We start from the raw sequence: 13,723 nt of genomic DNA on the forward strand, positions 1-13,723 counted from the left end.
GCGGTCTTAGGAAGACAAATATGTCTGGCAACTCCTTGGCTCACAGAACGACATGGCTACGATCCGACTTCCGACCTGCAAAAGGAGCGCGAGCGGTCCGCGCGGCTGGAGCAAGATCTGGCGGCAGCGCATCGCGACAGCGAGACCCAGACGGCGCGGGTGGCAAAAGCAGGCGAGGAAATCGTGCTGCAGAAGCAGGCAGCGGAAGCCAGCGCTGCCGAATTGAGGCAATTGCGCGCCAGGGTCGACGTGCAGGCGCAGCACCTCCCTTTGTCGCGGAGCGCAATCCATGCGTATGAGGTCGAGGATCGCAAAGCGCACGGCGCGGCGTTGACGACCGGTGCGACCGCGCGCGACAAGTCCATCGAAGTGGCCACCAATCCAGTCGCCGAACAGACACGAGCGGCGCCCGCTCGCGCAGTTGCTCAGCCTGCTCCCGAGCAGGCTGCGGAAGCGGGAGGGTTGGTGGCGCGGGCGAGCTCCTTGCTGCGTCAGGGCGACATAGGCGCGGCGCGGCTTGTCCTCGAGCGCGCCGTGGAAATGGGCAGCGCCCAGGCGAGCTTCGCGCTGGCAGAAACCTACGATCCCCTGATTCTTGCGAAATGGGGGACTTACGGCACGCGCGGTGACGAGCGCAGGGCACAAGACCTCTATGCCAAGGCCAACGCCGCGGGAGTCCAGGAGGCGAAATCGCGCCTGGAGGCGCTGCGCCGATAGCGCATGCGCCAATCCACCGGCAATTTCACCGCGATCGTCTTAACGACCGGCGCCACCGCGATCAGCTTCGCTCTGAAGCGAGTGGCGCGTCGCTCGGCCGCAATGGCCGGCGACGCGCTTCGCTTTACCGTTCGCGCAGGGCCTCCTGCCGGTAGCGTGCCAGCGGCGAAAGCAGGTAGCTGATGATCCTGCGCGTGCCGGTCTTGATTTCGACCGTCACCGCCATGCCCGGCCCGAGCTTGACGAGTTTGTCCTCGATTTGCATGTGCGTCCGGTCGAGCGAAACGCGCGCGGCATATTCCAGCTCCTGACCTTTAGGCTCGCTGCTGCTCTGTGCCGAGCCCAGTGTCCGGTCATTGGGGCCGCCCTGTTGCTTGTCGCGTGTGATGGCATCCGTCGACACGCTGAGCACATCGCCATGAAGCAGCCCGTACCGGGTGAAGTTGAACGTATCGACCTTGATCTCCGCCTTCTGGCCGGGATGAACGAAGCCGATGTCGCGGTTCGAGAGCATGGCCTCAATCTCGAGCTGGCTCTCGCTCGGGACCACGACGGCCAGCGCCTGAGCGGGCGTCACCACGCCGCCCACCGTATGAACGGCAAGCTGCTGCACGACGCCGTCGACCGGCGCGGTCAAGCTCTGCAGTTTCGTTCGCCGATCCGCCTTGACCACCTCCTGGGCGGCGCTCGCGGCCTTCTGCTCGGCCTTCGCAAGGGCATCATAGGTCGCGCGGCGATACTCCGCGGCAGTCTTGTCCTTGGTCTCCTTCAGCAGCGCGATCGCCGCATCGGCTTCGCGCAGCCGGCTCTGCTGCAGGACGAGGTCCTGCTGCATGGCGACCAGCTCCTGATATTCGGAGAGATAGACGACCTTCGACGCCAATGCCTTCTCGACGAGACCCTTGCGGATGTCGACGCGCTCCTTCAGTACCGGGATCGTCGCCTCCAGCTTGTCGACGCTCGCCGATGTGGTCGCCCGTTCCGCCTCCTTCTGACCCTGCTGGCGCTCGATTTCAGAAAGCTTTGCGCTCTGTTCGGCGCGCTGGCTGATCAGGAACTGGCGATGCATCTCGATTTCGGCCGCACTTGCGTTTTGCGGCGGCCGGAAGGCCGCGAGCGGGTCTGCGGCCAGCGCGGCGCGCAGCCGCGCGACGTCCAGCTCGGCTGCAAGCAGATCGCTCTTCTGGCGCTCCTGGTCGGCTTCCGTCATTGTCGGGTCCAGCTCGATCAGGACGTCGCCGGCCTTGACGCTCTGGCCGTCGCGGACGCGGATGGCGCGGACCACACCCGTTTCGAACGGCTGGATCAGCTTGGTGCGCCCGCCCGGCACGATCTTGCCGGTCGCGCTGGCGACGATATCGACGCTGCCGAGCGTCGCCCACAACAGCGCGATGCAGAACGCGGCGATGATGCAGGCCCCGATCGCGCGGCCGATCGGCGACGGCGGCGATTCGGCGATCTCGAGCGCCGCCGGCAGAAAGGCGATTTCGTGCTCGCGGCGGCGAGGTTCGCGTCTCGGGAACGCGACGACATTGCGGCTAGCGGACGTCATGGATACCGGCCTGCAGATAATGGAGGTTGGCGTAACGGCCGTTGGTGCGGATCAGCTCGTCATGGCTGCCGTCCTCGACGATGCGGCCATGCTCGAGGGTGATGATCCGGTTTGCATTGCGCACCGTCGACAGCCGGTGGGCGATGACGAACACGGTCCGTCCGGCGGAAATCCGCCTCATGTTCTGTTGGATCGCGCGCTCGCTTTCGTAGTCCAGCGCGCTGGTCGCCTCGTCCAGGATCAGGATGCGCGGATCGGTGATGAGTGCACGCGCGATTGCGATTCGCTGGCGCTGCCCGCCGGACAGGCTGCTGCCGCGCTCGCCCACGACGGTGTCGTAACCCTCCGGCAGTTCGAGGATGAAGTCGTGGGCGCCGGCTAGCTCCGCCGCTTCGATGACGCGCTCCATGGGCATCGCCGGATCGGCCAGCGCGATGTTGTCGCGGACCGTGCAGTTGAACAGTACGTTCTCCTGCAACACGACACCGATCTGGCGCCGCAGCCAGCTCAGATCGACCATCGCGAGATCGACGCCGTCGACTAGCACGCGTCCGCTCTCCGGGACATAGAGACGCTGGATCAGCTTGGTGATGGTGCTCTTGCCCGAGCCCGATGAACCCACGATGCCGATGACCTGGCCTGGCTCGACGCTGAACGACACGTCGTGCAGCACCTCGGGGCCGTCGATGCGGTAGCGGAAGGTCGCGTGCTCGAATGTGACCTGGCCGCGGATCGGCGGCAGCGCCGCGCGGGCCGGCGTGAAGCTCGGCTCGGGAATGGTGTTGAGGATGTCGCCGAGACGATCAATCGACAGGCGGGCTTGATGGAAATCCTGCCAGATCTGTGCGAGCCGCAGAACCGGCGCGCTGACGCGCGCGGCCAGCATGTTGAACGCGACGAGCTCGCCGACAGTCAGGTCCCCGCTGACCACCAGGCGGGCGCCGAAGTAAAGGGTCGCGGCGATGACCAGCTTGTTGATCATCTGGACCGCCTGGCTCGCCGTGTTGTTCAGGCTGAGCACGCGGAAGCTTGCGGACACATAACCGGCGAGCTGCTCCTCCCAGCGGCGCTGCATCTGCGGCTCGACCGCCATGGCCTTCAGCGTCTCGATACCGGTGACGCTCTCGACCAGGAAGGCCTGGTTCTCGGAGCCGCGATTGAATTTCTCGTCGAGGCGCCGACGGAACAGCGGCGCGGCTCCCGCGGAGATGCCGATGTAGAGCGGAAAGGACGCCAGTACGATCCACGTCAACGTCGTCGAGTAATAGAACATCACCGCGAGGAAGACGACGGTGAACAGCAGATCGATCACCAGCGTGAGCGCCGAGCTGGTCAGGAACTGGCGGATGTTCTCGAGCTCGCGGACGCGCGCCACCGAATCGCCGACGCGGCGGGTCTGGAAATAGGCGATCGGCAGCGCCAACAGGTGACGGAACAGCCTGGCGCCGAGCTCGACGTCGATACGGTTTGTCGTATGCGCAAACTGGTAGACGCGCAGCGTCTCGAGAACGGCCTCGAACACGGTCAGCACGACAAGCCCGACGACCAGCACGTCGAGCGTGCTCATGCTTCGATGCACGAGCACCTTGTCGATCACCACCTGGAAGAACAGCGGTGAGACAACGGCGAAGATCTGAAGGAAGAACGACGCCGCCAGCACCTCGCCGAGCAGGCGACGATACTTTTGCATGGCGCCGACGAACCAGGAGATATCGAAGCGCCGCGCGAGATCGGTCAGGCTGGCGCGCCGGGCCATCAGGATGATGCCGCCGTCCCAGATGGCCTCGAGTTGGGCCTGGGTGATTGCTTCGGGGCGCGGAGACAGCGGGCGCTGAACGAGAAGCTTGTCGTCGATAACCTTGCCGAGAATCAGGAAGCTGCCGTCGCGCAGCACCGCAATTCCCGGCAGCGGGGTGACCGCAAGCCTGTTCCAGCTCGTCCGCTGCACCTTTGCCTTGAGCCCGAAATCCTTGGCGCAGCGCAGGATTTCAGTAACGCCGAGGCGCGCTGAGCCGATGCGGTGGCGAATTTGACCGGGGTCGGCAGCGATTCCATGGCAACGCAGCAAGATCGCCAGCGCAATGAGCCCGGATTCATCGTCATGCTCGGATTCGACGCCGGCGGCCGGGGATTCGGTGTTTGTGTTTGCCGGATGGATTGCGGCTTCGTCGCGAGGCCCGCGCATCAGGATGCCAGGTCTCATCGCCGAGAAGCTCTTCGTGAGGCCGTCACGGGCACGCATCAGGCCCTCGCCGGCGCGGTGCATCAGGCCGGCGCCCAGGTCAAACGAGCGCGTGCGGATGTCGGAAAATGCATGACGTGCGCGCTGTGCGAGGCTCTGTGATCCAGCACAGATCAAACCGCCATCCCAGATCGCTTCGAATTCCGCGCGCGTCATCCGGCTCGGATGCGGCGAGGTCGGGTGCAGCACAAGCGCCACCTGGTCGTCGATCTTGCCCAGCAGTAGAAATCCGCCGTCACGCAGCGAGGCGATTCCGGGCAGCTGGATACCCGCAAGGCGGGTCCAATCCATTGTCCGCGAACGGACTTTGACGCCGAATTCGCGCGCGCAGCGAAGCATCGCGCGAATGCCGATCTCGTCGCTCCCGCAACGATCGCGGAGCTGGTCCGGCACAGTATTCACGCCATGGAGGCGCAGGAACAGAGCTAGCGCGCGAAGCCCTAGATCTGCAGCGGGGGCATTTCCGTTCTGGATCGCCATTCTTACTCAACCCTTCGCGGCTACCCGGCCGCGGTTGTGTTCCTTCTCATGCATTTCCAAAGACTGGGAATTCCAATGCCGCGCATCGACAGAGCATGCGACATACCGCTTGCTCGCAGCCAAAAGGCGCAAGCAACATCAAAGCACTAGGGCCTCGAACCGCGAGGGGATTTCAAAGCAGTGGGATTTTAGACCTGCCCCCCGACTGCTGAACCGGTTCGTTAATGCGCAAAAATGGCGAAAAAAGTTTCAAATCTTGATTTTTGCACCGGTAAATTGCGCGCAAATTTGCCGCATACCCGAACCCGTTGCGCCAGCACGCGTTTTGATCGCTCGGAAACAAATGCGGGCGATGAAGCCAACCGAGATCAAGACCCGCGCGTGACAGTCCCTTCGCCGTTACCGTCGGCGATCGACCGCCCGTTTCCAATTCCCAACACGTTGATGGTACTGCACCCGGGCGCAGAGCGCCCGGGTGCAGTAGCCGGATCAACCCTGAGGTTTGCTCAGGAACGAGTTGTGCGTCCAGCCGGTCCCATTCGACATGGCCGCTGCGATCTGACCACCGTCGACCCGACCGGAGCTACCGGCCAGATACTGGTTCAGCAGCGCAAAGCCCTGGCTTGCCTGGGACGCTCGCGTGCCTTGATCGCCCCAGCCGGTCGTCTGCGATGCCGTGTTCGCCAGGGTGCTGGTGTCCACGCCCATCTGCTGCTGCCACTGCGCAAAGCCGTGGTTTGCCCAGCTCCCGGTGTTTCCGCCAGTCGAGCTGGACGGCCGGGGATCCGTCACGCGGATCGTCTGCGGGTCCGACGACATCACAGCGCCGGTGGTCGGATCCATAGCGCTCGCGGTCAGCGTGAGGTTCGCGACCGGATGAGCATTGCCCTTGTAGTTCGACGTCAGCGTCAGTCCGCTGTCGACCTGCGCGGACGTCAGGGTGATGTTGTTGCCCCTGAGCGTCGTGCCATCGCCGGTCGTGATCGTCTCGTATCGCGGCAGTCCCATGATATTCAGGGTGAGGTTATCGTTGGGGTCGGTCGTTGTAAGAGTCGTCCCCAGGTCGACCTGACCGCCTCTGCCGGCCACCCAGAGCGACTTGTCCGCGACGTCGAGCACCGGTGCGGTCACGCTTGGAGTCGTGGGGGTTGTCGGCGTCGTGGGGTCGGTCGGCGTCGTCGGCTGCGACGGTATCGTCGGGTCGGTCGGCGTCGTAGGCGTCGTCGGTGTCGTGGGCGTCGTCGGCGAAGAGGTGCCCTTCAGCGGAGGCGGAAGGTCGGCCTGCAACTGCGCAGACGTCATCGAGGTGAAGTAAAGGGTCTTGTAGCTCGTCGTCAGTTCGACCCAATCGCTCATCCCGGCACCGGGATTGTTGGAGAACCCGTCGACGTATGCGGCTGTCGGGGTCGACCACCAGTCAGCTCCCAGATCGGCAACGAGATGCTCGTTCGGATCAGTGGTCCTCATATTGGCCTGGACGTAGACGCCATCGACCGTTCCGGCGGAATAGCTGCCGCGTGAGCCCGGCCAGAAATGGTCGTTGTATCCACTGAGGGGCGCAGCGCCCATCGCGCTGCCGTCCGCCTGCCTTGTCACGCTCCAGGCAGAGTTCGTGTTTCCGGAAAAGTCGGCGAGAAACTGAGATCCGGCGATCGGGTCCGTCGCCTGATCTTGCACGAGGACCCAGCCGCCAGTTTTCAGATGCACCCACGTCTGGAAGTCGGCGATCTGAACGTTGGCCGGATTAGAATCGTTGGTTGCCCCGGATTCGGGATAGACCTGTCCCCACCCCGTGACGGAGGTGAAATTGGAGGGCGGGGTGCTGCCTGTATGGCCGGTGCTCCCGCCGTACCAGGAATAGCTTGTTGGGACGCCAAGCGGAAACCCTTCGCTGTTACCAGGCGTGTTTTGATAGATGACATCGGTCAGCGCCACTTTAGTTCTCCATTGCAGACCAAATTTAAGGACGAGGAATTCCGCTGCCGCGCATCAAAGATGTGCGACAGATTGCATGCTCGCGACTTCAGCCGCGAACAGATTCCGATTCCAAAGAATTGCAGCCTCGAACCGCGAGGAGATTTCAAGCAGTGGGATTTTGGAAGTTGCCCCCCCGACTGCTGAGTCGGTGGGTTAATAATCAAAGATGGCAAAAAAACTTTCAAAGTGTGATTTATACACACGTATAACCTGACCGACATTCACTCCACACGGGCGATTTTCCGCTGAAATTTGCAGCGTTGGTCGGTTTCGCGCCACATTTGATTTCTGCAAGGTCGCGTCGGCTCGCCTGGCTCAGCCTACGGTCTCATGGATTGCGCAGACCGAGCGCTGTCAGGAGCTCTGGGATAAATGCGCCGTTGTCGCTGGTGATGCGAAACGACTCATCGAGGTCGTGAACGCACCAGCCAAATCCGTTTTCCTCGACGGCCTGACGCACCGACTGCAACCACGTCGCCCGATCCGATAACGCGGCACCGGTGCGACCGGCGAAGTCGCCAAAACATCCGAACTCACCGCACATGACGCGCTTGCGATCGACCTTGTTCTTGTCGGACCAGGCGGCGACCTCACCGACCCTGCGACGGATGAACTCGATACCCTGAGGGACATCGAAATACTGCCCTGCGTTGTTGCTCAACTGCTCGACAAGGTACGTCTTTCGCAACACGGAGGTTTGCTCGTCCGACTTCGCCAGACCCGTCGCTCGCTCGATCACCCGAACGCGGTCGTCGGGTTGTGGGGGAAATTGGAGGCGATGAACATACTTGTTATAGGACACATTCACGCCCTGAAGCGTGAAGATGAACGGCTCGTAGTAGTGAAACACGAATATTGTATTCGCGTCGAAGGCGTTTACGTCGATCGAGAGCAGACCATCGATGCTCGCGTAGTTCATTCCTGAAAGGATCAGCGTGTGTTTCGGAGCGGCTGATCGCACCGCGTCGTAAAGATGTTTGAGCTGCTCCGCCCAAGCCGTCTTGGAGCTGAAATCCGACGGCGGCGGCGGTTCATTGAACAGTTCCAACGCGACCGACTGGGGATTATATCTCGCCTGCAACGCCGCTGCGATGCTCGTCTCCACTTCGACAAGACGCAGAAAATGCGGGCCTGCGATTCCATCGGTCAACGTCTGAATGTTCCAGTCCGTGTGCTCCGTACTGACGTGAACGTCGAATAGCACCTTCATGCCGGCCTGAAGCACAGCGTCGACCGATCGAAGGACAGTTTCGATGCCTGAGGTCAAATCAGCCTTGGTCTCGACGGCGAGCAGCGGCGCTGGATCGACACAGATGCGCAGGAAGTCGACTCCACTGGCGGCAATTCTTTCGAGCCGCTGTTTCGGCATCCAGCTGTCCCAGCCCCTACGGATGTTCCAGGGCTCACCCGTCTGCCAATGCGCGAAAGGCTGCTGGATGTTTATGCCGCGCAGGCGGTCGTGCGACGACGCGAACGCGACGTCCGACTGGCGAGCAAGGGACGGCTCGGCGGTTGGCTGTCCGAAGACCGGCGATCGCGTCACGCCGTACGCAGCCGCGCCGGCGACGGCCCGAAGTGCGTGACGCCGGCTCAATCCAGGTTGAGATCTAGGTGGAGCGCCGTTCTTCCGCGACTGCAAGGTTACGTTCTCCAAATGCTACATCGGCCGGCGAACCGGCGGTCATCAAAAGCTGGCGGAAGGACCATCCGGGGCTTCGTGCGGCGACCGCCTCCGGCTGGGACAGGACTATGAAAACGGTGACGATCAAATGCGAGAACGCCACTGTTTCCCGGTTAAAGCTTTGATCGAGCAATGCAACCAGCGTCACGCCGACAAAGATGGCGACCCAGAAGTGCAGAATTCCGGCTTCCACTGATTTTTTCCCGAATGTGTTGATGAGCCGTCGCCGGTCGGACATTGCAGCCACCGGAAGGCTGAACCAGAACGCGGCAAAGGAGATCAGGCCTACCATGCCCGTATCGAAGAATATCTCCACGAATTGATTGTGTGCCTGCAGAAGGAACGGACTGTAGAGCGGGGTTTGACCGGGGCCATATCCGATCCATGCTCGGTCCAACCCAAGTGTGGACAGATAGTACCAGTGGTGAATGCGCCAATGGACCGAGGTCACTGCGGTTTGCCAGTCCCACACCACATATTCGCCGTTCATGATGTAGTCTGGAACGGTTTTCAGGTCCGAGAACAACTCTCCAAATGGAGATGCCCACATGAGGATCGCGAATGCTGCCGCGAACGCGGGAAGCAGGGCAGGCCTCTGGACAAAAAGGTATACGCTGAGGGCCACCCCGAGCAGAGCGACTCCGGTCCTTGAAGCGGAAAGCACCAGGGCAACAACAAACAGCGAGTACACCGCGAGGTGAAAGTGCTGAATGGGAAGCCGCATTTTCCGGCGCGACAGCTCGCAAACGAAAAAGGTCAGCACGATCTCCAGGCTGTAGGGTACGGGGTGCGAAGAAAGACCCGCCACCCGTTCAAACTTGTCGTATTGCGTGACGAGCTCTGCATGACCGGTCAGGTATTGACCGAGCCCCACCGCGGAAATGACGAACAACAGCCACATGTAAACACGATGGAGGCGCGGGCAAAAATCCGGATGACGATAAAGGGCAGCAAGTAGTGCGACGAACATGATCAGGTGCACGTACCTGAACATCTCGTACAAGGCGGTATACTGGTTGATGATCTTGCCGGCTCCGAAGCCATTGGTGACAAAAGACAGGATGCAAGCGGCAACAAAGACGGACATGGCTATCAGGAGTACGAACAGTCTTTTATGTATCTTGACATGTCGCGCGTGCCAGGCGGCCACAACACCGATCCCGATGACGGTGAGCGACAGGATCATGGAAAAGCTCGTCCCGGACAGACGGTCGAGGCCGTTGGAGATCGATCGAAAGAACGTATAGATAAGAAAATACAGCAGCAGTGTATTCATCTTAAACGTCGCTTTGGTTCGATCGGTTTGAGGCAATACCTCAACCGCGGGACGGGCATGGCGCGTTGGCCGGCACGCCGCGTGCGCAGCTCGCTAGGCGGTGCTGGGCGGCGCCGTCCGGGACCGCGCATGAGGACCGCCTCGACGAGGCTCGATTGCTCTGCGATAGCATCCGAGAGTGCGCTCCGCGATAGAGCGCCAGTCCTCCCGCTCAGCCAACCAGTTGCGTGTCTTCTCGCGCAGCTCCAACGGCCACGGACTGCGTGCAAACGATGCCAGGCGATCCGCGAGCCCTGATACATCTCCCACATGAAAATAGTGCGCGTCATTCAATCCGATCTCCAGGTGAGCAGGAATGTCACTGGCCACCACGGGCAAACCGAAGCTCAGAGCTTCCAGTAGCGCGATCGGCAAGCCTTCGTGCGAGGATGGCAGAACGAATATGCCTGCGTGGGCGTATAGCTCCCGCAGTGCGAGGCCGCACTGGAAGCCCGCCATGATCACCCCAGCGGTCGCCCCGGCGCGTGCCGCAAGCATTTCGGTATAGGCATCTGGATGCTCGGAAGCGCCGACGAACACGAGCTTCCATCCCGTGAGCCCGGCATCGGCAAAGGCCTGAATCAGGTCGGTGTGCCGCTTCTCTGGCACCAGCCGGCCCACCATCAGCACATATCGCCCCGGCGTAAGCCCAAGCTTGTCCAGCACCGAAGTGCTTTTCGGCACGTCAGGCAAGGTGACGCCGTTTGGAATGAGGTCCGAATTCAAGCCGTACTTATCCCGCACCAGCTTTCGGATGGTCTGGGAGATGACGATGCGGCCGTCGGAGAATCGCATTCCCCAGGCCTCGCCGGCGCGCAGGGCCATCCTGGCCAATCGGCCCCACTTCTCTCGCTCGTAATCCGGGCCGTGGTGCGTCACGACAACATGCAATCCCAGCAAGCGCGCGAGTGGCGCCATCAAGGCCGGTCCGATGGCCTGGATGTGCAACACGTCCGGCCGCTGCCATGCGGCGACAAGCACTCCGAGGAACGAATGGACGATTGTCTCGAGACCCGAGGTCTTCGGACACCATACCCGCTGGTAACGCACACCCTGCCACTCGTTGCCGCGATCAGGCGGCATATACGAGGAGCGAACGATCACCTCGACGTCGCAGCCCAGTTCCTTGAGATGAGGGCAGAGGTGCTCTGCGTGAACTTCCACTCCTCCCTGCACATTGGGAAATCCACGCAGGCCAAGCATGATCACCCGCAGTACCAGATGATCCGCACTCACTGCACCCTCCTGTCAAATTAGTTATTCAAGAATTCCTTGAGCGGATATCGGGCGTCGACCGTCTCTCTCCCGCGCACCAATCGCGCCTTTTGCTTTTCGTTGAGGAACGACGTTCGCTGGACGCGCGGAGTAGGCGCGACGTTGGAATAATCAATGTATTGATCGAAACAGATCGGCCGGCCGAGCTCGACCTTCAGCTTGTTCTTCAGCACCCAGATGAGCGGCCCCATCTTCGGTGCCTGCGGAATCAGCGTTGAGCGCATTGCCGTGCGCGCGGTCGTCACCATCCAGCAGTTTTGTTGGCAAGCGTGAACCTTGGCGACGGAGTTCTTGGCCGTGTCGCTGGCCATGATCTCACTCCAGGACTGGCGCGCCAGGTTGCCCAGCGGCAGGTCCGACCGCACATTGCAGGCCCACACATCGGACCAGGGGTCGATGAATGCGAAATCAGTGCCCGCGCTGCAGCGTATCAACCGCGGGTGGCCGAGGATCTTTTCGATCAAGCCCAAATTCAGATAGGCGCGAAACCAGTTCTTCGGCTTGTTGCTCTTGAGCATCGCAGTGATAAGCCCTTCCACCTGCCGGGCCACCGCGACGCGCTCGTAGAAATAATTGTCGTTCTTGTAGAACTGCCACGCGTTGTGCAGCGTCGAGGTCGCAAGTTCGAACCCCATCGAACGCGCCAGTTCATAGGTTCGAACGAGCTGAGCCACATTCTCGTCCTGGATGACGAAGGCGAATCCCAGGTCTTGCCCGCCTGCCTCCTGCAGCATGCGAAGTCCGGCTACCTTCGTGGCATAGCCGTCCTTCTCGCCGCGGATGCAGTCGCTGGTGGTCGCGTCACCCTCGAGGCTGAAACGAACCTTGATCTTCGGGTGCTTCTTGATGATGGGGAGGAGACGCTCAGGATGCAGGCCGTTCGAGCTGATCTCTATGATTCGGGCCTTGGGGTGGAGCAGGTCCACCATCTCGGCCAGATCCTTCCGCAGAGTCGGTTCTCCGCCGGAGATATTGAGATTATCGAACCCCCCAGGCAGCTTCGCCAGGGTCTCGAGCGTGACCTCTTCCTTTGGATCGGTCGGATTCTTCCAGATGTAACACATCTGGCATCTCGAGTTGCAACGAAACGTGGAGATGACGGTGAGGTCCATTTGCAATCCTCAATGCGATGAATGCCGCTCGCTCACCAGTGATCGGTAGACGGCCATCAGTTCGGTGTTATGCTTCTCGAGAGAGAAGTCCGCTTCGACGCGGCTTCTTCCTGCCGCTCCCATGCCTGCACGGCGTGCGGCGTCGCTCATCAGGCAATCGAGGTGATGTCGAAGCTCGTCCGCATTGCCGGGCTCAAACAAAAGCCCCGTCACGCGATCGTCCACGAGCTCCGGAATGCCGCCGACGCGGGTCGCTATGACCGCCTTGCCATAGGCCATCGCCTCCAGCACCGACATCGGGCAGTTCTCGCACCACTCCGAAGGCACAACCACCACGGAAGCCTCGGCGATCGTCTCCTTTAACGTCTCGCCGGATAGCTGGCCCGCGAAACGCACATTCCGGGTGAATTGCGCCTTCAAATTATCCGCCAGCGGGCCGGAGCCTGCGATGACGAGAGGCCACCGGCAGTCCGCTGCTTCGTGGGCGCGCAACAACGTCTCCGCACCTTTTCCAGGCGCGAGTCGGCCGCAATAGAGCACGTATCCCTTGTCCCGATCGCTCGCCGAAATGCCGGTGACATCCACGCCATTGTAGAGCACCTGCACCCGGTCCGCTGCGAACCGAGGCAACACCGACTCCCGCATGAACTGGCTCGGCGCGAGGAAGCGATCCACCTTCTCGTAGCTGCCGAACCAGCGCTGAATGACCGCCTCCATGTAAAGCGTGGCGCTCTGTGCGATCGAGCCGTCAGCGCAGCGGTGCATCAGCACGTGATGGAAATCTCCGGCGAGACACGACGAACATAATTGGTCCTCTCGCATGCGGGTGTGCACCGGACACACCGGCTTCGAGTCGTGCAGTGTCAGCACGACCGGAATCCCGCGCGACTTGGCGACGCCGACAATCGACGGGGTCAGCTGGTGATAGATGTTGTGGCAATGCATCAGGTCCGGCCGGGTCTCCTCGATCAGGGACGCGAGTTTGCTCACGGCTTCGCGCGAGTGAATCAACGAGAGCGCGCCCTTGATCTTGGCGAGATGGCCGCCGGTCCGGTATTCCTGGCGAGACACGAAGTGATTTGCATAGCGGGATTCGATGTTCCGCTCGTGCTGCATCGCGAAGTCAATGACGTCCGCCCCGCTGCTCGTCAGGAACATTCTTTCCTGAAGCAGCACTGCCTCTGCGCCACCGTTGTTGAACAGAAACTTGTTGGCGAGCAGTACTTTCATTAAGGCCCTCGACACGCACATCACAAAGGCCGGCATCACCAGTGGCCGGTGCACTCTGTGTCCGACGAAAAGCTACCGTGAAAGCAGTTCGATGCAGGCGGCGCATTCAGAGTGGAGGCGATGAAATCTGGGGTACCCAGTA

8 protein-coding genes and 1 pseudogene are annotated in these 13,723 nt (G+C 61.5%); 1 reads left to right on the forward strand and 8 read right to left on the reverse strand.

Features of this window, described 5'->3' with window-relative positions; all coding sequences use genetic code 11:
* Positions 1-717, forward strand: a pseudogene (locus tag QJT82_RS35120) (hypothetical protein); the annotation flags it as partial.
* Positions 718-841: 124 nt separating this feature from the next.
* Here QJT82_RS35120 and QJT82_RS35125 read toward each other — a convergent pair.
* The 8 genes from QJT82_RS35125 to QJT82_RS35160 all read right to left on the reverse strand — a co-directional run bounded on the left by QJT82_RS35125 (position 842) and on the right by QJT82_RS35160 (position 13,581).
* Positions 842-2,269, reverse strand: a complete 1,428-nt coding sequence (locus QJT82_RS35125) for an HlyD family type I secretion periplasmic adaptor subunit (RefSeq protein ID WP_028341567.1) — start codon at positions 2,267-2,269, stop codon at positions 842-844.
* Entirely contained in the window at positions 2,256-4,991 is a 2,736-nt protein-coding gene (locus QJT82_RS35130; RefSeq protein ID WP_080686785.1) for a type I secretion system permease/ATPase, read from the reverse strand. The genes QJT82_RS35125 and QJT82_RS35130 overlap by 14 nt, the downstream gene beginning before the upstream one ends.
* Positions 4,992-5,480: 489 nt before the next feature.
* Positions 5,481-6,926 (reverse strand): hypothetical protein, encoded by a 1,446-nt coding sequence (locus QJT82_RS35135; RefSeq protein ID WP_028341565.1) that lies wholly within the window; start codon positions 6,924-6,926, stop codon positions 5,481-5,483.
* Positions 6,927-7,296: 370 nt separating this feature from the next.
* Positions 7,297-8,511 (reverse strand): cellulase family glycosylhydrolase, encoded by a 1,215-nt coding sequence (locus tag QJT82_RS35140; RefSeq protein ID WP_155258559.1) that lies wholly within the window; start codon positions 8,509-8,511, stop codon positions 7,297-7,299.
* A gap of 64 nt (positions 8,512-8,575) precedes the next feature.
* A complete protein-coding gene (locus tag QJT82_RS35145; RefSeq protein ID WP_051447928.1) occupies positions 8,576-9,925 on the reverse strand; it encodes an O-antigen ligase family protein in 1,350 nt (449 codons plus the stop codon).
* A gap of 93 nt (positions 9,926-10,018) precedes the next feature.
* Positions 10,019-11,200, reverse strand: a complete 1,182-nt coding sequence (locus QJT82_RS35150) for a glycosyltransferase family 4 protein (RefSeq protein ID WP_276325431.1) — start codon at positions 11,198-11,200, stop codon at positions 10,019-10,021.
* Positions 11,201-11,217: 17 nt separating this feature from the next.
* A complete protein-coding gene (locus QJT82_RS35155; protein WP_028341562.1) occupies positions 11,218-12,351 on the reverse strand; it encodes a radical SAM protein in 1,134 nt (377 codons plus the stop codon).
* A gap of 9 nt (positions 12,352-12,360) precedes the next feature.
* Complete coding sequence (locus QJT82_RS35160) at positions 12,361-13,581, reverse strand: glycosyltransferase family 4 protein (RefSeq protein WP_028341561.1); 1,221 nt, start codon at positions 13,579-13,581, stop codon at positions 12,361-12,363.
* Positions 13,582-13,723: the final 142 nt, after the last annotated feature.

It is taken from the genome of Bradyrhizobium sp. Mp19, assembly GCF_029952935.1.
GTDB classification, from domain to species: domain Bacteria; phylum Pseudomonadota; class Alphaproteobacteria; order Rhizobiales; family Xanthobacteraceae; genus Bradyrhizobium; species Bradyrhizobium elkanii.

Excerpts from the sequence above, each read along its gene's own strand:
- QJT82_RS35125 (WP_028341567.1), bottom strand. The coding sequence starts at position 2,269 with ATGACGTCCGCTAGCCGCAATGTCGTCGCGTTCCCGAGACGCGAACCT.
- QJT82_RS35130 (WP_080686785.1), bottom strand. The coding sequence starts at position 4,991 with ATGGCGATCCAGAACGGAAATGCCCCCGCTGCAGATCTAGGGCTTCGC.
- QJT82_RS35145 (WP_051447928.1), bottom strand. The coding sequence starts at position 9,925 with ATGAATACACTGCTGCTGTATTTTCTTATCTATACGTTCTTTCGATCG.
- QJT82_RS35155 (WP_028341562.1), bottom strand. The coding sequence starts at position 12,351 with ATGGACCTCACCGTCATCTCCACGTTTCGTTGCAACTCGAGATGCCAG.
- QJT82_RS35160 (WP_028341561.1), bottom strand. The coding sequence starts at position 13,581 with ATGAAAGTACTGCTCGCCAACAAGTTTCTGTTCAACAACGGTGGCGCA.